This window comes from Mycobacterium sp. 852002-30065_SCH5024008 (assembly GCF_001665645.1).
In the GTDB taxonomy this organism is placed as follows: domain Bacteria; phylum Actinomycetota; class Actinomycetes; order Mycobacteriales; family Mycobacteriaceae; genus Mycobacterium; species Mycobacterium paraffinicum.
This window is the reverse complement of sequence record NZ_LZSZ01000161.1, coordinates 33,953-54,474: the sequence shown is the minus strand read 5'-3', so window position 1 is coordinate 54,474 and position 20,522 is coordinate 33,953. Positions and strand designations below refer to the sequence as shown.

The 20,522-nt window shown below is 70.5% G+C and carries 11 protein-coding genes; 8 read left to right on the top strand and 3 right to left on the bottom strand.

The window, feature by feature from the left end:
- Positions 1-477 precede the first annotated feature (477 nt).
- The 8 genes from A5781_RS19615 to A5781_RS19580 all read left to right on the top strand — a co-directional run bounded on the left by A5781_RS19615 (position 478) and on the right by A5781_RS19580 (position 9,945).
- Positions 478-957, top strand: coding sequence for a hypothetical protein (locus A5781_RS19615; protein ID WP_067210242.1), 480 nt, complete (start codon positions 478-480; stop codon positions 955-957).
- Between the two features lie 5 nt (positions 958-962).
- Complete coding sequence (locus tag A5781_RS19610; RefSeq protein WP_067210238.1) at positions 963-1,709, top strand: gluconate 2-dehydrogenase subunit 3 family protein; 747 nt, start codon at positions 963-965, stop codon at positions 1,707-1,709.
- Positions 1,709-3,412, top strand: coding sequence for a GMC family oxidoreductase (locus A5781_RS19605; protein ID WP_067210234.1), 1,704 nt, complete (start codon positions 1,709-1,711; stop codon positions 3,410-3,412). Before A5781_RS19610 ends, A5781_RS19605 begins: the two co-directional genes overlap by 1 nt.
- Positions 3,405-5,198 (top strand): glycoside hydrolase family 15 protein, encoded by a 1,794-nt coding sequence (locus tag A5781_RS19600; protein WP_067210231.1) that lies wholly within the window; start codon positions 3,405-3,407, stop codon positions 5,196-5,198. Before A5781_RS19605 ends, A5781_RS19600 begins: the two co-directional genes overlap by 8 nt.
- A gap of 25 nt (positions 5,199-5,223) precedes the next feature.
- Positions 5,224-6,240: an SDR family oxidoreductase gene (locus A5781_RS19595; protein ID WP_197503990.1), complete on the top strand. Its 1,017-nt coding sequence runs from the start codon at positions 5,224-5,226 to the stop codon at positions 6,238-6,240.
- Positions 6,237-7,343, top strand: a complete 1,107-nt coding sequence (locus A5781_RS19590; protein ID WP_067210271.1) for an enolase C-terminal domain-like protein — start codon at positions 6,237-6,239, stop codon at positions 7,341-7,343. The genes A5781_RS19595 and A5781_RS19590 overlap by 4 nt, the downstream gene beginning before the upstream one ends.
- Before the next feature lie 75 nt (positions 7,344-7,418).
- On the top strand, positions 7,419-8,147 hold the full coding sequence (locus A5781_RS19585) for a PAS and ANTAR domain-containing protein (RefSeq protein ID WP_067210227.1): 729 nt from the start codon (positions 7,419-7,421) through the stop codon (positions 8,145-8,147).
- Positions 8,148-8,166: 19 nt separating this feature from the next.
- On the top strand, positions 8,167-9,945 hold the full coding sequence (locus A5781_RS19580; protein WP_067210224.1) for an ABC-F family ATP-binding cassette domain-containing protein: 1,779 nt from the start codon (positions 8,167-8,169) through the stop codon (positions 9,943-9,945).
- A 9-nt stretch (positions 9,946-9,954) separates the two neighbouring features.
- Here A5781_RS19580 and A5781_RS19575 read toward each other — a convergent pair whose 3' ends face one another.
- From A5781_RS19575 to A5781_RS19565, 3 genes are all read right to left on the bottom strand, one after another.
- A complete protein-coding gene (locus A5781_RS19575; RefSeq protein ID WP_067210220.1) occupies positions 9,955-11,016 on the bottom strand; it encodes a type III polyketide synthase in 1,062 nt (353 codons plus the stop codon).
- A 127-nt stretch (positions 11,017-11,143) separates the two neighbouring features.
- Entirely contained in the window at positions 11,144-14,191 is a 3,048-nt protein-coding gene (locus A5781_RS19570; RefSeq protein ID WP_067210216.1) for a type I polyketide synthase, read from the bottom strand.
- Position 14,192: 1 nt separating this feature from the next.
- Positions 14,193-20,522, bottom strand: a complete 6,330-nt coding sequence (locus A5781_RS19565) for a type I polyketide synthase (RefSeq protein ID WP_067210212.1) — start codon at positions 20,520-20,522, stop codon at positions 14,193-14,195.

Here is a 20,522-nt window from a genome sequence, read left to right as displayed (position 1 = left end):
CGCGCACCCGATCCAACAACACCCAAGACTCCGGGGTAGACCGCGACGCCAACGCGTACTCGAACATACATTCGATACTAGGCCGAGGGTCCGACAAGCCCGCGACGGCCGCGAGGCGCCGCTGATCAGCCGTCCACCTGGACGGTTTGCGCCGACCCAAACCGGGTACGCACCGAATGCGCTTCGGTCACGACGCGCCGTCGAGACCACCTCGGTTGAAACACACAGCTGGGCGCTTACCAGTTCTCTGGGCAGTCATCGCGAGCCTTCATCGCGCGGTGGCTACCTGAGCGTGTTTCGTTTCAGAAGTGAGGTGACGCATGGGCAAGACGGCCGCAGACTTCTTCTGCGCGCGGGTCCCATGGCCGAAATTCCGACAGTGCTTGCCTCGCAATAGCTCTGGTATGTCCGCGTCGATCAGTGCGCGGAACCGAGCCAGTAACGCGGGCGAATCAACGAGCTAGGAAGGGAAACCAAATGTTGTTGTTAGGCAACACAGGACGGCGCACGGGCGAGGCCCAACAGCTCGCCGAGCGGGCGCTGTACGACGTCGCGCACGGTCGCTTCGAGCGCTCGCTGTCCGGGCTGACGGCCATCGCGGCCCTCGTCACGACGGCGGAAATCTATTTCGAGCACTACAAGGCCAGCTTCGGTAACAAGTGGATGTGGAGCCCGATCGTGGTGACACCGCCGGTGGTGGTCGCCGGTATCGGCGGGGTGTTCTCGCGGCGCTGGGCCAAACTCTGGCTGCCGATCACCGCGGGCATCTACACCGCCAACGGCCTGATGGGCGAATACCTGCATGCCCGCGGCGTCGCACGCAAGCCGGGCGGATGGAAGAACGCGTCCTACAACGTGCCCATGGGTCCGCCGATCGCGGCGCCCGGGTTGATGTGCATGGTCGGGGGGATGGGCCTGCTGGCCTCGATCCTGCGCCGCGAGCGGTTCCGGGGCTGAGCGCGATGGCCGACACCTCGCGCCCCGACCACCTGCCCAACCTGCGCGCGGATCGCAAACCGCCGCACCCGTCCTGGCTGCCCAAGCAACGCCGTGGTGTCACGCCCCAAATGATCGGCCGCTACCCGGATTACGACGTGCTGGAAACGACCGACACGTGGGACGAAGCCACCAAGAAGGTGGTGCTGGCCCGGCTGGAACCGCCCGGCCCGCTGCGGTTCTTCACCGCGGAGGAGGAACCGTGCCTGCGCGCGTTCTGCGACACGGTGCTGGCTCAGGACCGCGAGCCGCGAGTGCCGGTGCCCGAGTCGGTCGATTCCAAGCTCGCCGACGGCCGGCTCGACGGCTACCAGTACGCCGACATGCCCGACGACCGCGACACGTGGCGGCTGGTGCTGCTCGCGCTCGACGAGACGGCGTCCGCCCGGTACGGGAGCGCATCGTTCGCCGACGCCGAACCCGACACCCGGGAGGCGATCATCGACCAGTTCTCGCAGGGAGCCTTGGACGGCGGGACCTGGGAGCGCCTCAACGTCAAACGCGCGTGGTCGGTGTGCATGCGAATGACGTTGTCCGGGTTCTACTCCCACCCGTGGGCGTGGAACGAGATCGGGTTCGGCGGACCGGCCTACCCGCGCGGGTTCATGCGCCTGGGCGGTGCCACCGGTCCCGCCGCCGCGCGCGAACCGTTCGAGACCCCCGGCGCCACCGACGAGGACCCGGTCCGCGTAGTCCAACGGGGAGAGTTGTGATGGGCGACCGACTCCGCGGCCTCCTCAGGGGAGCTATCGGGCCGAAGGACAACGAATCCCGTTTCCTGCTCGACGTGCATTCGCGCGACCTGCCCGGCGAAAAGACCATGCAGCGCTACGGCGACGACGACGAGGTCGACCTGGTGGTCGTCGGCGCCGGCGCCGGCGGATCCGTGCTCGCGCAACGGCTGGCACGGGCCGGCTGGCGGGTGGTGATCCTCGAGGCGGGCCCGTTCTGGCACCCCGACGAGGATTGGGTCTCCGACGAGGCGGGTTCGCACTCCCTGTACTGGACGCAGAAGCGCATCATCGGCGGCGACGACCCGATCGAGCTGGGCAAGAACAACTCCGGGCGGGGGGTCGGCGGCTCGATGGTGCACTACGCCGGCTACACGCCGCGGTTTCATCCCAGCGACTTCCACACCTACACCCTCGACGGGGTCGGGGCGGACTGGCCGATCCGCTACGAAGACGTCCGCCCCCACTACGAGCGGATCGAGCTCGAGTTGCCGGTGGCCGGGCAGAACTGGCCCTGGGGCTACCCGCATCGGTACTCCTTTTCCCCGCACCCGATTTCGGGTGCCGCGGCCAAACTGTGGCGGGGGGCGATGCAGCTCGGCATCGAGATGCGGGTCGGCCCCGTCGGCATCGTCAACGGCACCTTCGGTAACCGCCCGCACTGCATCTACCGCGGCTATTGCCTGCAGGGCTGCAAGGTCAACGCCAAGGCCAGCCCGTACGTCACGCACCTGCCCGATGCCTTGGCCCACGCCGTGGAGATCCGCGCCAACTGCATGGCCGCCCGCGTCGAGCTCGACGAGGCGGGCTCCGCGCGCGGGGTGGTCTACTACGACGAGGCCGGCGGCACCGAGCGGTTGCAGCGGGCCAAGGTCGTCGCGATCGCCGGGTATTCCATCGAAACGCCGCGCCTGCTGCTGAACTCGGTGAGCGAACGCTTCCCGAACGGGCTGGGCAACGACGACGACCAGGTCGGTCGCTACGTGATGGTGCAGGGCGCCACGCAGTCCGCGGGCCGGTGGTCGGACGAGGTGCGGATGTACAAGGCCCCTCCCCCGGAGGTGTCCTCGGAGCAGTTCTACGAAACCGACTCCTCGCGCGGGTTCGCCCGCGGCTTCTCCATCCAGACCGTTTCGCCGCTGCCGATCGGCTGGGCCGAACACGTTCTGGCCGACGGGCATTGGGGCCGGGCGTTGCGCGAATACATGCGCGACTACAACCACTGGGCGACCGTCGGCGTGCTCAACGAGCTGTTGCCGCTGCCCGAGAACCGGGTCACCCTCGCCGAGGAGAGGGACCCCTACGGCATCCCGGTGGCCCGGTTCGATTACACGCTGTGCGACAACGACAAGGCCAACATGGCCTACTCCACCAAAGTGATCGGCGACATCCTGCACGCCGCCGACGCCCAGGACGTGCTCACCATCGAGCGGTTCGCCCACCTGATCGGCGGCGCCCGGATGGGCACCCGCCCGGACAACTCGGTGGTCGACTCCGATCACCGGGTGTGGGGCGTGCCGAACCTGTTTCTGGCCGACGGCTCGGTGTGTCCGACGCAGGGCTCGGCGAACCCGGCATTGACGATCATGGCGCTGGCCTCGCGGCTCGCCGAACGGATGGCGACCGGAAAGATCGACAGCACCGCCCCGGCGAGGCGGCCATCGGAGGCGGGGGTCCGTGGCTGACCGCGCGATCGACATCGAGGCGGCCTTCTCGCCGCGGGTGTTGCGCGAGTACGCCCTGCTCGCGGACGGCGAGCGGGGCGCCCTGATCGGGCCGCAGGGCGACGTCGCGTGGATGTGTGCGCCGCGCTGGGATTCCGACGGCGTGTTCTCGAATCTCATCGGTGGTGGCGGCGTCTACGCGATCACGCCGACCGACGTGCGGCATGTGTGGGGCGGCTATTACGAGCCGGGCAGCATGATCTGGCGCAATCGCTGGATCACCCGCGACGGCATCGTGGAATGCCGTGAGGCGCTGGCGTTCCCGGGCGATCCCGACCGGGTGGTGCTGCTGCGCCGACTCATCGGCTGCCGCGGGACCGCGCGGGTGCGAGTGGTGCTGCAGCCGAGCGCCGAGTTCGGCCGGCACGGTCCCGGCGACATGCGCGTCGACGGCGGGGCATGGAGCGGGAAGTCGGGGCGGTTGCGGTGGCGCTGGCTGGGCGGCTGCGACGTGCGATCGGTGACGGCGGCGCGCGGCCGCGGCGAGCTGCTCACGTGTGAGATCACCGTCGACGAGGGCGATCAGCACGATTTCGTGCTGGAGCTCTCCGAGCGCACCCTGCCCGACCAACCACCCGACGCCGACATCGCCTGGGACGCAACGGAAGCCGCCTGGCGTCGCAGCATTCCCGAGCTGAACTGCACCATCGCGCCCCGCGACGGGCGTCACTCCTACGCGGTGCTGCGCGGGCTGACCAGTAGCGGCGGCGGCATGGTGGCCGCCGCCACGATGAGCCTGCCCGAACGCGCGCACACCAACCAGAACTACGACTACCGCTACGCGTGGATCCGGGATCAGGTCTACGCAGGCATCGCCGCGGCGACCGTCGGGGCGACCGAGTTGCTCGACCGCGCGGTCGAATTCGTCGGGGCCCGGTTGCTCGAACACGGCCCCGACCTCAAGCCGGCCTACACCGTCACGGGCGACAGCGTGCCCGACGAGGAGACGCTCGACCTGCCCGGGTACCCCGGCGGCACCGACAAGGTGGGCAACTGGGTCAACCAGCAATTTCAGCTCGACGTCTTCGGCGAGGCGCTGCAGCTGCTGGCCTGGGCGGGCAACGCCGACCGGCTCGACGCCGAGGGCTGGCGCGCCGCGCAGACCGCCATCGGCGCGATCGAAAAGCGCTGGCGCGACGCGGATGCCGGCATCTGGGAGATCGATGACGAGCACTGGACGCAGTCCCGCCTGGCGTGCGTGGCCGGGCTACGCGCCATCGCGAAGGTTTCCGGTGGTGGCCACGAGGTGGCAGCCTGCGCCTCGCTGGCCGACGCGATCCTGGCCGACACCGCGGCCAGCAGCCTGCACCCGCACGGCGGCTACTGGCAACGCAGCCCGCGGCTGCCCGGGGTTGACGCGTCGCTGCTGCTGCCACCCGTGCGCGGCGCCGTGCCCGCCGACGACCCGCGCACCCGGGCCACGCTGGACGCCGTCCGCAAGCAGCTCAGCCACGACGGGTTCGTGTACCGGTTCCGGCACGACGAGCGCGACCTCGGCGACGCCGAGGGCGCCTTCCTGCTCTGCGGATTCATGATGGCGCTCGCCGAACATCAACTGGGACATACCCATTGCGCGATGCGCTGGTTCGAACGCAACCGCGCCGCCTGCGGGCCCCCCGGGCTGTTCTGCGAGGAATACGACGTCCGGCAGCGCCAGCTCCGCGGCAACCTCCCCCAGGCGTTCGCGCACGCGCTGATGCTGGAATGCACGGCCACCCTCGCCGACGACGCCGTCCACCATGACTGATTCAACGCAGAAGGAGATTTCGGCGATGACACCGACCACAAAAACAATCGTAGTCACCGGAGCCAGCGCCGGCATCGGCCGGGCCACCGCCCAACTGTTCGGGCAGCGCGGGGCGAACGTCGCCCTGCTCGCCCGCGGGTCCGCCGGGCTGGACGGCGCGGCCCGCGACGTCGAATCCGGCGGCGGCAAGGCGCTGACCCTGCCCACCGACGTCGCCGACCACGCGGCCGTCGTCGCCGCCGCCGACGAGACCGAGGCGACCTTCGGCCCGATCGACGTCTGGGTGAACGTCGCGTTCACCTCCGTGTTCGCGCCGTTCAGCGAGATCAGCGCCGAGGAATTCAAACGCGTGACCGAGGTGTCCTACCTCGGATACGTGCACGGCACCATGGCGGCGCTGGCGAAGATGCGGCCGCGCGACCGCGGCACCATCGTGCAGGTCGGCTCCGCGCTCAGCCAGCGATCCATCCCGCTGCAATCGGCCTACTGCGGCGCCAAGCATGCCATCAACGGTTTCACTGAATCGGTGCGCTGCGAACTGTTGCACGAGCACTCCAAGGTGCGGATCACGGTGGCCCAGATGCCCGCGGTCAACACCCCCCAGTTCTCCTGGGTGCTGTCCCGCCTGCCGCGCCATCCCCAACCCGTGCCGCCGATCTACCAGCCGGAGGTTGCCGCCCGCGGCGTCGTGTATGCCGCCGATCATCCGGAGCGCAAACAATATTGGGTCGGCGACAGCACCATGGTCACGCTGCTGGCGCAGAAGTTCGTCGCACCGCTGCTGGACCGCTACCTGGGCCGCACCGGTTATGACTCGCAGCAGACCAAGCAGCACGTCAGCCCGGGGCGCCCGCACAACCTTTGGCACCCGCTGGACGAGGAACCCGGCAGTGACCACGGCGCCCACGGCGGGTTCGACGACAAGTCCCACGAGCTGAGCCCGCAGGTGTGGGCGTCGCAGCACCCTGTCGTCAGCGGTACGAGCGCGCTAGGCGTGGCCGGACTGGGCGCGTGGCTCGCCGCGCGCCGGTGGCCGCGATGAGCCTCGACGCACGCATCGACGAGGTCACCGCGCAGGTCTACGAAATCCCCACCGACGCACCGGAAGCCGACGGCACTCTGCCCTGGTCGTCGACCACCCTGGTGCTGACCGAGGCTGCGGCGGGCGGGCACCGCGGGATCGGCTACACCTACGCCGCCGGCGCGTGCGGCACGCTGATCAACGGGCCGCTCGCCGGCACTCTCACCGGACACAGCGCCCTCGACATCACCGGGCGTTGGCAGGCGATGGTCCGGGCGATGCGCAACAACGGACGGCCGGGCTTGGTGTCGTGCGCGATCTCGGCGGTCGACACCGCGCTGTGGGACCTCAAGGGCAAACTCCTGGGCCTACCGGTATGCCGACTGCTCGGCATGGCGCACGACCGGGTGCCGATCTACGGCAGCGGCGGCTTCACCACCTATGACGAGCGCGCCACCCGCGCCCAACTCGAACGCTGGGTGGACGAGTGGAAGATCCCGCGCGTCAAGATCAAGATCGGCGAGTCATGGGGGTCCGAGGAGCGCCGTGATCTTGACCGAATCGCACTGTCGCGCAAGGTGATCGGCCCCGACGTCGAGCTTTACGTGGACGCCAACGGCGCCTATCGCCGCAAGCAGGCCATTCGGGTGGCCCACGCGATGGCCGACCACGATGTCACATGGTTCGAGGAACCCGTCTCCTCCGACGACCTGGCCGGGCTGCGGGAGGTGCGCGATCAGGTCACCCCGGACGTCACCGCCGGCGAGTACGGCTACGACCTGGCCTACTTCAACCGGATGCTCGCCGCGGATGCGGTCGACTGCCTGCAAATCGACGTCACCCGCTGCGGCGGCATCACCGACTGGCTGCGCGCCGCCGCCGTGGCCGCCGCCTGCAATGTCGACGTGTCCGGCCACTGCGCCCCCAACCTGCACGCCCACGTGGCCAGCGCGATCCCGAATCTGCGGCACCTGGAGTACTTCCACGATCACCACCGCATCGAACACATGCTGTTCGACGGCGCCCTGGCGCCCGACGGTGGGGCGTTGCGGCCGGACCGGGAACGGCCCGGGCTGGGCCTGGAGTTCAAACGCGCCGACGCCGAGCCCTATCGAAAAGCCTGATCCATGAATGGACCCGCCCGAAAGTGGGCATTGATATGCGGAGGACATAGTTACGGATCTGAAGGGCAATGCGCGATGACCGTGAACTTTGAAGACGAAACCGTCCGGCGCCGCGACGGGCGGGCGGCCGATGGCGGGTCGGCGGCTCCGGCGTCGGAGGAGCTCATGTCCGACGTCGTCGAGGAAGAAGACCTCAACGCGGTCGACCTGGTCCTAGGGCTCGGCGAGCCGCAGCGCGTCGGCCGGTTCCGGTTTTTCCTGGACGGGCACCGCTGGGAGTGGTCGGACGCCGTCGCACGGATGCACGGGTACAAGCCGGGACGGGTGCAGCCGACCACGGAACTGCTGCTCAAGCACAAGCACCCTGACGACCGCGAGCGTGTCGCCGCCGTCTTGGAGCGCGTGATGCAGGGCAAGCCGTTCAGCAGTCGCCACCGCATCATCGACACCGGCGGGCGCACCCACTGTGTCGTCGTCGCGGGCGACCGGATGCTCGACGACCACGGCACCCCGATCGGGACGTCCGGCTTCTATGTCGACGTCACCGACTCGCTGCAGACCGATATCAACAACGTGCTGTCGGCGGTCGCCGATGCCCGCGCCCGAATCGAGCAGGCGAAGGGCGTCCTCATGGCCGCCTATGGCATCTCCGCGGAGCGGGCGTTCGACATCTTGGTCTGGCGATCCCAGGAAACCAACCTGAAACTGCGCGATCTCGCCAGCCGCTTCCTGGACGCGGTGGCCAGCAAGGCGTCGGCGGAGACCCAGAGCGAAGTCGACCGGGCGCTGCTGACCCTCGAATAGCCGCAGTAGGGTCGGGCCGGTGGCACACCTATTGGGAGCCGAGGCCATCCACCTCGAATACCCGACCCAGTTGGTATTCGGAGCGGTCACGCTGGGCGTGAACGACGGCGCACGCATCGGCATCGTCGGACGCAACGGGGACGGCAAATCCAGCCTGCTGCGGTTGCTCACCGGCCAGTTGCAGCCCGATTCCGGCCGCGTCACCCGCCGCAGCGGCTTGCGGGTGGGCGCGCTGAGCCAGGCGGACACCCTGGAACCGGACCACACCGTGGGCTGGACGCTGGTGGGCGATGCGGCCGAACACCAATGGGCCGGCGACGCGCGGGTGCGCGACGTGGTCGGCGGGCTGGTCTCCGACATCGGCTGGGACGCCGCGGTATCGACGCTGAGCGGCGGCCAGCGCAGGCGCGTCCAGCTGGCCAGGTTGCTGGTGGACGAGTGGGACGTCATCGCGCTCGACGAGCCCACCAACCACCTGGACATCGAGGGCATCGCCTGGCTCGCGGAACATCTACGGCAGCGCTGGGCGCGCAATACCGGCGGGCTGCTGCTGGTTACGCACGATCGCTGGTTCCTGGACGAGGTCGCCACCACGACGTGGGAGGTGCACGACGGGATCGTGGAGCCGTTCGAGGGCGGTTACGCGGCCTACGTGCTGCAGCGCGTCGAGCGTGACCGGATGGCCGCCGCCACCGAAGCCAAGCGGCAGAACCTGATGCGCAAGGAGCTGGCCTGGCTGCGACGCGGCGCGCCGGCCCGCACCTCGAAACCCAAGTTCCGCATCGAGGCCGCCAACCAGCTGATCGCCGACGTGCCGCCGCTGCGGAACAACGTCGAGCTGGCCAAGCTGGCGACCGCCCGGCTCGGCAAGGACGTCATCGATCTGCTTGACGTGTCGGTGGCGTTTGGCGGACACCCGGTGCTGCGCGACGTCGAGTGGCGGATCGCCCCGGGCGAACGCACCGGCATCGTCGGCGCCAACGGCGCCGGGAAATCGACGCTGCTCGGACTGATCGCCGGGAGCATCAAGCCGGACACCGGGCGCGTCAAGCGCGGCAAGACCGTCCAGCTGGCCGTGCTCGACCAGCAGGGTGACACCCTGGCCGGGCTCGCCGACGACCGCATCGCCGACGTGCTGGGCCGGCTGCCCGGCGGGTACGAGGTCGAGGGCCGCGAGGTGACGCCCGCCCAGCTGCTGGAGCGGCTCGGCTTCGGCAAGGGCCAGCTCTCCGCTCGGATCGGGGAACTCTCGGGCGGCCAGCGACGGCGGCTGCAGCTGATGCTCACGCTGCTGTCCGAACCCAACGTGTTGCTCCTCGACGAGCCGACCAACGACGTCGACACCGACATGCTCACCGCCATGGAAGACCTGCTCGACTCCTGGCCGGGCACTTTGATCGTCGTCTCCCACGACCGCTACCTGCTCGAGCGGATCACCGACCAGCAGTACGCCATTCTCGACGGCCGGTTGCGGCACCTGCCCGGCGGCATCGACGAGTACCTGGGGCTGGCACGGCGGGAAGTCGCCGCGGCCGCGCCGCCTGCCGCCGTCGCTCCGGTTGAGCCGGCAGGGATGTCGGGAGCCGAGCGGCGGGCGGCGGAGAAGGAGCTGGCCGGCGTCGACCGCCAGCTCGCCCGGCTGGCCGACCGGATCGCGGACAAACACCACGAGCTGGCCGAGCACGACCAGTCGGACCACGTCGGCATCGCGCGGCTCACCCAGGAATTGCGCGCGCTGGAAGACGAGGTGGCCGCGACGGAGAGCCGCTGGCTGAATCTGTCCGAGGCGCTGGAGTGAGGCGTCTGCTCAGCGCCAGCGCAGGAGCACGAGCTCGGAGCTGAATCCCGGGCCCATCGCGAGCATCAGCCCGGGGCTGCCGCCAGGCGGCGGCTTGGCGATGGTGTCACGCAGGATGTGCAGCACCGAGGCCGACGACAGGTTCGCGATCTCGCCCAGCGAGCGCCACGTCAACTCGAGAGCGTCCGGCGCCAACCCGAGGCTGTTGCCGATCGCGGTGATGACCTTGGGACCGCCGGGGTGCGCCACCCAGGCGCCGATGTCGTCGTTCGTCAGCCCGTGCTCACCCAGGAACCGGCTCACGTCGCCGGCCAGGTGGCGGTCGATGAGATTCGTCAGCTCGGGTGACATCACCAGGTGCAGCCCGGTCGAGCTGACGTTCCAGGCCATGATGTGCAGCGATTCGGGGTAGAGGCGACTGCGGGAGTCGACGATGTCGGGGCCGCCGGGGCTCAGCCGGTCGGCACGACGGTCGCCGACGGCGACCACGGCGGCGGCCCCATCGCCGAACATGGCGGTTCCCACCAGACCCGAGACGGTCGGCTTGACCGCGGGGAAGGTGAGCGAGCACAGCTCGACCGACACCAGGACCGCGACCCCGTCCGGGGCGCCGCGCAGGTAGTCGTGCAGTTGGCCCACCCCCGCCGCCCCGGCCGCGCAGCCCAGGCCGAACAGCGGCATCCGGCGCACATCCGGGCGCAGCCCGAGCCGTCCGGCGATCCGCGCGTCGAGCGACGGCACGGCAACGCCGGTGACCGTGGTGGTGGCGATCATGTCGATGTCCTGCGGCTGCAGACCCGCCTCGTCCAGTGCGCCCAGCAACGCTTCGCAGCCGAGTTCGACGGCGTGTTCGATGAAGACCTCGTTGGCTTCGCCGAAATCGGTCAGCGACGGGTATCGCTCCAGCGGCAGGACCAAGTGGCGGCTGTTGACCTTGGCCGCGGCGTGCAACCGCCGAACGACCTCTTCGTGCTCCTTCAATGCGGGCAATTCGACGATTTGGTCGGTGATCTCGGCCTGGCTGTAACGATGCGGCGGCAACGCTCCGAATACGCCCGCGATGACGCTCATGCCCAACCCTCTTGCTTGCGTCCCAGCCCATAAGGGACTTTCATCAATTCCCGAAGTCTAAGCCGTTCTGAGTAGCCCGGCAAAAATTTGACGTATTCGACATGTGTTGTATTGCTTGTGGATTCCGTCATTCGGCGTCCTCGTCGTCGCCGGAGTTCAGCGCCATCGCGATCAGAGCGTCGGGGCTCAACGAGTCGATCATGTCGATGACCGGTTCGGCGACAACGCTTTCCGGTTCCCCGGCGAGCAGCAGAAGTTTGTCGAGCAATCCGGTCCTCCGAAGCTCGGCGAGCGGGATGCCGCGCAGCGCTGACCACACCTTTTCCTCGTCCGATTGGTCGTCATCGCCACGGAACAACTGCCGCCGCAGATGATCGGCCAGCGCCGCGGGGGTGGGATAGTCGAAGATCAGGGTCCGCGACAGCGCCAGCCCGGTGGCCGTCGTCAGCCGGTTGCGCAGTTCCACGCCGGTCAGCGAGTCGAAACCGAGGTCGGCGAAGGCGCGATCGCGGTCGATGGCACGGCCATCCGGATGCCCCGACACGGCGGCCGTGTGCTCGCAGACCAGCTCGGCAAGCCGGCTCTGCTGCTCCGCGGGGCCCAGGGCGTGCAATTGTTCGGCCAGGCCCTGCGACCGGGTTGCCTTGGCGGGCAACGTATTATGCTCGTCACCCAGCCAGAATCGTTGCCGGGCAAAGCCATACGTCGGCAGGTCAACCCGGCGCCCGTGCGAACCGGCGAACACGGCCGGCCAGCTCACGCCCACTCCGGCTGTGAAGAGCCGGCCGGCCGCGCTGAGCAGCGACTCGATCTCCGGGGCGTCCTTGGGCACGGTGACCACCGAGAGCGGCCGCTCGGTGGTCAGCGATTGGTCGACCGCCGCGCTCAACCCGCCGCCCGGGCCGACCTCTACGAACGCCGTCGCTCCCAGGGCCTCGGCGGCGCGCACGCCGTCGAGGAAACGCACCGGCCGGCGCACGTGCTCGACCCAGTACCGCGCCGACCCGTATCCGGGTTCGGCCGGCTCCCCGGAGACGTTGGAAACCAAGCAGATTCGCGGCTGTCGCGGCTGGATGTCGGCCACCCGATGGGCGAACTCGTCGAGCATCGGCTCCATCAACGCCGAATGAAACGCGTGCGAGACCGCCAACCGGTGCGTCCGCCGACCGGTGCCCGCCAGCCGGTCGGCCACGACGCCCACCGCGGCCCGCTCACCGGACAGGACCACCGAATTGGGTCCGTTGACCGCCGCGATATTCACGCCGTCGTTCAGCAGCGGCGCAACCTCGGCCTCGGCGGCGCTCACCGCCACCATCGCCCCGCCGGCCGGCAGCGCCGCCATCAATTCTCCGCGGACCGCCACGATGCGCGCCGCGTCGTCCAGCGACAACACGTCCGCCACCCACGCCGCGACGATCTCCCCCACCGAATGACCCAGCACCACATCGGGTGTCACGCCCCAGGACCGCCACAACGCGGCGAGGGCGATCTCGAGGACGAACAACGCCGGCTGCGCGAACTCCGTGCCCTGCAACAGCTCGGCGTCGGTGCCCCACATCACCTCGCGCACCGGCGACCGCAGGTGGGCGTCCATCGCCGCCGCGGCCTCGTCGAAAGCCTGGGCGAAGGCCGGAAACCGTTGATGGAGTTGGCGGCCCATTCCCGGCCATTGCGAGCCTTGGCCGGGGAACACGAAGGCCGTCTGGCCCGCCGGTCCGGCCCGGCCCACCACCACACCGGGGGCCGGCTCCCCGGCCGCCAGCCCGGCCAGGCCACGCGTCAGTGCGTCGCGATCGTGGCCCACCAGCACCGCCCGATGCTCGAACACCGAGCGCGTCGTCGCCAACGACCAGCCCACGTCCGCCGCGGTCACCCCCGAGTGGGCCACCCGCTCCGCCAGCCGGCGCGCCTGGTTGGCCAGGGCCTGCTCCGAGCGGGCCGACAGCACCCACGCAACTGACCCGTCACACGCATCAGCGGGCGGATCCGGTTGCGCGGGAGCCTGTTCCACGATGATGTGCGCGTTCGTGCCGCCCATGCCGAACGACGACACCCCGGCACGGCGCGGACGGCCCGCCGCCGGCCAGCGCAGCGCGTCGACGTTGACCCGCAGGTGTTCGAGGTCGGGATTCGCGTCGGCGTAGTTGAGGCTCGGCGGAAGCACCGAATGCCGCACGGCCAGCACGGTCTTGAGCAGGCCCGCAATTCCCGCGGCGCCCCCGGAGTGGCCGATGTTGGTCTTGACCGACCCCACCTGCACCGGATGCTCGCGCGCACCGAACACCTCACCCAGCGCCCGGGCCTCGACCGCGTCGCCGACCTTCGTGCCGGTGCCGTGGGCCTCGACGTAGTCGATGTCGGCGCTGCCCAGGCCGGCGGCGGCAAGCGCCCGCCGGATCACGTCGGCCTCACCGGAAACCGAGGGCACCGTCTGGCCCGCGGCGCTGTGCCCGGAGTTAGCCACCGCGCTGCCCCGAATGACGGCGTGAATGCGGTCCCCGTCCCGCAGGGCGTTCGGCAGCGGCTTCAGCAGCACCAGTCCCCCGCCCTCGCCGCGGACGTAGCCGTCCGCGCGCCGGTCGAACGCGTAGGTGTGGCCCGACGTCGATAGTGCGCCGAATTCTCTTTCCAGCATTGCCGTTTCGGTGGCCAGGTTGAGGTGAACCCCGCCGGCTATCGCAAGCGCCGACTCGCCCGCGCGCAGGCTTTCGCAGGCCAGGTGCACGGCGACCAATGAGGACGATTGACCGGAGTCGACCGTCATGCTGGGCCCCTGCAACCCGAAGGCATACGAGACCCGGTTGGCGATCATGCCGCGGCTGATGCCCGCGAACGAGTGGTGGTCGAGGTTGTCGGCGATATCGCGCAGGGTGAGGACAGCGTAATCGTCGGCCATCGCCCCGAAGTACACCGAAATCGCCGTCCCGCGCGCCGTTTCGGGCACTACGAACGCGTCTTCGAAGGCTTCCCACGTCAGTTCGAGCACCAATCGTTGCCGGGGGTCCATCGCGGACGCCTCGCGCGGCGAGAGGTTGAAGAAGTCGGCGTCGAACTCCGCGACGTCCCCGGGCAGTTGCGTCGCCTCGCGGCCCTCGCGGATGAGATCCCAGAATTCGCGCGGGCTTGCCGCACCGGGGAATCGGCACGCGAGACCGATGACCGCGACGTCCGTCATGCTAGGGGCCCATCTCTTCGTCGAGGATGGCGAAGAGCTGGCTTTCGGTGGCGGTGGCGATGTCGTCGTCGAACGGGTCGTCGGGGTGCTCCGGGTAGGGGACTTCCGCCGGGCCGGTGAGGCTGTTCAGCAGGCCTTCCAGCCGGGTGACGAGCTGCGCTTTGTCGCCGGGGCTCCAGTCGGATTGGCCGAGCAGTGCCTGCAATTCGCGGGCCACGTCGTTGACGCGGGCCATGCGGTCGGGCGGCTCGCCGCTTGCCCCGGTGGTCAGCTGGCCGTCGAGGTGCTCGGCCAGGGCCGCCGGGGTGGGGTAATCGAAGATCAGCGTGGGCGAAAGGGTCAGTCCGGTCGCGATTTTGAGCCTGTTGCGCAGCTCCACCGCTGTCAGCGAGTCGAAGCCGAGGTCTTGAAAGGCCTGCTCGCCGTTGACGTCCGCGGTGCTGTGGCCCAACACCGTGGCGGCGTTGCCGCAGACGAGCTCCACCAGCTCGCGCCGCCGCTGCTCGGGGGCCAGGCCTTCCAGCCGCGCCCGCAGGCCCGTCAGCGACACCATGTCGGTGGGGTCGAGGACCCGCCGCGCCGGCCGGGTGGCCAGCTGGCTCAACAGCGGCGGCAGCGCGGCGCCGGCGTGCGCCAGCGCGGCGGTATCGAGGCGGGTGGCCACGACGACGGGCGGCTCGGCCAGCAGCGCGGCGTCGAGCAGGCCGAGCGCCTGGCGCGTGGACAGCGGGGCCAGCCCGGCGCGGCTCATCCGCGCCTTGTCGCGGTCGCCGAGGTTGCGGGTCATGGCCGACTCCTGTTCCCACATCCCCCAGGCGATCGACAAGCCGGGCAGGCGGTGGGCGTGGCGGTACGCCGCCAGGGCGTCGAGGAAGCTGTTGGCGGCCGCGTAGTTGCCCTGGCCCGGGGCGCCCACGATCCCCGCCATCGACGAAAACATCACGAACGCCGACAGATCCAGCTCCCGGGTCAGCTCGTGCAGGTGCCACGCCCCGTCGACCTTGGACCGCAACACCGTGTCGATGCGCTCCGGCGTCAGCGACGCGATCACCGCGTCGTCGAGCGCCCCGGCGGCATGGAACACGCCGCGCAGCGGGAAACGAGCCGGCACCTGCGCCAGCAACCGCGCCACGGCGTCGCGGTCGCCGACATCGCAGGCGATCACCGACACCTGGGCCCCGGCCTCGCGCAGCTCGGCGACCAACGCGGGCACGCCATCCGTCCGCTCACCGCCGCGGCTGACCAACATGACGTGCGGCACGCGATGGCGCTCGACCAGATGCCGGGCCACCGCAGAGCCGGCCATGCCGGTCCCGCCGGTAATCAACGCGGTGCCGCCGGCCAGCCCGGCCGGCCCGTCGGGCATGGTGAGCACGACCTTGCCGATGTGGCGGGCCTGGCTGACGAACCGGTAGGCGTCCGCGGCGCAACGCACATCGAAGGCCTTGACGGGCAATGGCTTCAAAGCTCCGGCCGCGAACAATCGCATCAATTCCGCCGACATCTCCGCGATGCGGTCCGGGCCCGCCTCCATCAGGTCGAACGCGCGGTAGGTCTGGGCGATCGCACCCGGGTCGCGCAGGTCGGTCTTGCCCATCTCGATGAAGCGCCCGCCGGGACTCAACAACCGCAGCGAGGCGTCGGTGAAGTCACCGGCCAGCGAGTTGAGCACGACGTCCATGCCGGCGCCGCCCGTCGCGGAGGAGAACTCTTCCTCGAAGTCCAGGGTTCGCGAATCCGCGATGTGGTCGTCGTCGAAGCCCATGACGCGCAGGGTGTCCCACTTGCCGCGGCTGGCCGTCGCGAAGACCTCGGCGCCCCAATGCCGGGCCAGCTGCACCGCCGCCATGCCCACCCCGCCGGTGGCGGCGTGCACCAGTACCCGCTCGCCGGCCCGCAGGCCGCCGAGGTCCGACAGGCCGTAATACGCCGTCAGGAACACCACCGGCACACCCGCCGCCGCGGCGAACGACCAGCCCGGCGGCACCCGGGTCACCAGCCGCCGATCGACGGCCGCCTCCGACCCCGTCAGGCCCAGGATGCCCATGACCGCATCACCGACGGCCAAATCGGTGACGCCGGGGCCGATCTCGGTCACCAGTCCGGCGCCTTCGGCGCCCAACTGCGCGAGACCCGGATACATGCCCAGGGCCACCAGCACGTCGCGGAAGTTCACCCCGGCCGCGGCCACCGCCACCCGCACCTGACCGGCGGCCAGTTCCGCCGGCGGCCCGGATACCACCGCCAGGTCCTCCAGCGTCCCGGCATCACCGGCGGCCAGCCGCCAGACCGACGGCGCTTCGGGCAACCGCAGCACCGGGTGCGCCTTGACCGGCTTCAGCCGGGCACCGTAGGCGACGCCCTCCCGCACGATCAATTGCGGTTCACCGCAGCCGATTACGGACCCGAGGTCGAGGGACCCGTCGGAGTCGACGAGCACCGCCCGGCCGGGATGCTCGGCCTGCGCCGACCGCACCAGCCCCCACACCGCCGCACCGGCCAGGTCCGACACGTCCTCACCGGGCAGCGTGACCGCCCCGCGGGTGAGCACCACCAACGGCCCGGACCCGTCGCCGCGGGACTGCAACACGCTCAACGCCTCATGCGTGGCGGCGTAGACCGAGCCGACCATGCCCGGGCCGTTCGCAGGCAGCTGCCACACCTCGGGGTCCGCGTCGATGCCGTTGTCCGACAACGGAACCGGGGACCACACCGCCTCCAGCAGTTCGCCGCCACCGGCGCGCGCCGCGGCGGCCGCCGACAGCTGCGCGGCCGAGACCGGACGCGTCACCAGCTCGCGCACCGACAGCACGGGCAAACCCGACGAGTCGGCCACCTCGACCGACACGGCGCTCTTGCCCACCGGCGCCAGCCGCACCCGGACCCGCGACGCCCCGGCCGCGTACAGACACACCCCTTGCCAGGAGAACGGCAGAACGGTCTCGGCCCGCTCGTCGGCCACCCCCAGTGCGTGCAGGGCCGCGTCCAGCACCACCGGATGAATTCCGAAGCCGCCCACCGTCACACCGGCGTGCTGCGGGGCCTCGACCTCGGCGAAGGTCTCCTCGCCCCGCCGCCACACCTTCCGCAGCCCCCGGAAGGCCGGGCCATACCCGTAGCCGCGCGCGGCCAAATCGTCGTAGGCGCCGGCCACATCGACCGCGGTGGCACCGACCGGCGGCCACACCGACAGATCGGCGCCCGGCTTGGGCGAGCCTTCGCCCAACACACCCTGGGCATGCAGCGTCCACTCCGGGCCGGCCTGCGAATACACCGCGGCCGCCCGGGACCCGCCCTCGCCGGCGGCGTCCACCACCACCTGCACGCGCACCGCGCCGCTGCTCGGCAGCGCCAACGGGGCCGACAACGTCAGCTCCTCGATCACCGGACAGCCGACCTCGTCGCCGGCCCGCAGCATCAGCTCCACAAACCCGGCGCCCGGGAACAACACCGTGCCGGTCACCGCGTGATCGGCCAGCCACGGCTGCGCCGCCATCGACAGCCGGCCCGTGAGCACCACCCCGCCCGAATCGGGGCGTTCGACCACGGCGCCCAACAGCGCGTGCCCGGCCGCGGCCAGACCCAGGCCGGCGGTGTCCCGCGCGCCTACCGACTCGGTCGGCAGCCAAAACCTGCGCCGCTGAAAGGCATACGTCGGCAGGCCGACCCGGTGCGCGTCCAGGCCGTCGAACATTGCGGCCCAGTCCACGTCGGCGCCGGACGCGAACAGCCGCCCGGCCGCCAGCAGCAGCGACTCGACTTCGGGGCGGTCCTTGGCCATCGACACCGCCGAAACGGCCGGCTCGGTCGCCAGGGACTGTTCCACCGCGGCGGTCAACGCCGCGCCAGGCCCCACTTCCACAAACGCACCGGCACCCAGCGATTCGGCCGACCGCACCCCGTCGACGAACCGCACCGGCCGGCGCACGTGCTCGACCCAGTAGTCGGCGGACCCGTATCCGGGTCCCGCCAATTGCCCGGTCACATTGGAAATCAAGTCTATTCGCGGCGCACCGGGCGACACCCCGGCCAGCACCGCGGAGAACTCGTCGATCATGGGCTCCATTAGCGGCGAGTGGAAGGCGTGCGAGACGGCCAGCTGCCGCACCCGCCTCCCGCAGTCGGCCAGCCGATCTGCCGCGGCCGTCACGGCGGCCCGCTCGCCCGACAGCACGACCGCGTCGGGGCCGTTGACCGCCGCGACGCTCACGTTGTCGTTCAGCAACGGTGCGACCTCGGCCTCGGTGGCCGTCACCGCCACCATGACCCCGCCCGCCGGCAGCGCCGCCATCAACCGTCCGCGGGCCGCCACCACCCGCGCGGCGTCTGCCAGCGACAGCACCCCGGCCACACAGGCCGCGGCGATCTCCCCCACCGAATGGCCGATCACCACATCGGGCGTCACACCCCAGGACTGCCACAGCGCCGCCAGGGCGACCTCGAGCACGAACAACGCGGGCTGGGCAAACTCCGTGCTCTCCAACAACTCCGGGTCGGTGCCCCACATCACCTCGCGCAGCGGCAACCTCGCGTGGGCATCCACCGCCGCCACGGCCTCGTCGAAGGCCCCGGCGAACACCGGAAAGCGCTGATACAGTTCCCGTCCCATCCCGAGCCGCTGCGACCCCTGACCGGGAAACACGAACGCACGCTTGCCGAGCGGGCGGCTGCGCGCGACCACCACGCCCGGGCCCGGTTCCGCGCAAGCCACCCCGGCCAGCCCGGCCGTCAGGGTGTCACGATCGCTCCCCACCACCACCGCGCGGTGTTCCAGGGCCGCCCGGGTGGTGGCCAGCGACCAGCCCACGTCCACGGCACGCAGCTCCGGCTCGGCCTCGAGGTGCGCCAGCAGCCGCTCCGCCTGGGCGGTCAACGCGTCGGCCGACCGGGCCGATACCACCCATGGGATCACCGCATCCTGGCGATCGCCTTGCGGCGCAAGATGTTCCGGTTCCGCCGGCGGCTGCTCGACGATCACGTGGGCATTCGTCCCGCTGATCCCGAACGACGACACCCCCGCGCGGCGCTGCCCGTCCCGCGCCGGCCACGGCTGAGGTTCGGTCAACACCGACACCGCGCCCGCCGACCAATCCACGTGCGGCGACGGCACATCCACGTGCAGCGTCTTGGGCATCACCCCATGCCGCATCGCCTGCACCATCTTGATCACCCCGGCCACTCCCGCCGCGGCCGACGTGTGACCGATGTTGGATTTGATCGATCCCAGCCACAGCGGCCGGCCCGCCGGCCGGTCCTGCCCGTAGGTCGCCAGCAGGGCCTGGGCCTCGATGGGGTCGCCCAAAACCGTTCCCGTGCCGTGGCCTTCGACCACGTCGACGTCCGCCGCGGTCAAGCCGGCGTTGGCCAGTGCGGCACGGATCACCCGCTGCTGCGACGGCCCGTTGGGCGCGGTCAACCCGTTGGAGGCGCCGTCCTGGTTCACCGCGGAGCCGCGCAGCACCGCGACCACCGGATGGCCCAGTCGCCGCGCGTCGGCCAGCCGCTCCAGCACCAGGACTCCCGCGCCTTCCGACCACGACGTCCCGTCCGCGGCGCCGGCGTACACCTTGCACCGGCCGTCCGGGGCCAGTGCCCGCTGCCGGCTGAACTCGACGAACGCGGCGGGCGTGGCCATCACCGTCACACCACCGGCCAGCGCCAGGTCACACTCCCCGGAACGCAGCGACTGCGCCGCCAGATGCATGGCCACCAACGACGACGAACACGCCGTATCCACCGACACCGCGGGGCCTTCCAGGCCCAACACGTAGGACACCCGGCCCGAGGCCACGCTCAGGGTGGAGCCGGTCAACCCGTAGCCCTCCAGCTCGCCCTTCACCTCGCCGCCGTAGCCGGCGTGGATGACACCGGCGAACACCCCGGTCGCCGAGCCGCGCAGCCCCAGCGGGTCAATACCCGCCCGCTCCAACGCTTCCCACGAGATCTCCAGCATCAGCCGCTGCTGGGGATCCATCGCCAGGGCCTCGCTGGGCCCGACCCCGAAGAATCCGGCGTCGAAGTCCGCCGCGTCGCGCAGGAAGCTGCCTTGGCGGGTGTACATCTTGCCGGCCGCGTCCGGGTCCGGGTCGTAAAGCCCCTCGACATCCCAGCCGCGGTCCGCCGGGAAGTCCGACACGGTGTCGCGGCCCTCATTGACCATTTCCCACAGGGTCTCCGGCGAGTCGACCCCACCCGCGTAGCGGCACGCCATGCCCACCACCGCGACCGGTTCGGACAGCCGGCCTTCCAGCTCCGAGACGCGTCGCCGGGCCCGCCTGAGATCCGCCGTCAGGCGCTTCAGGTAATCGACGTGCTGCGTGGTATCCGGCAT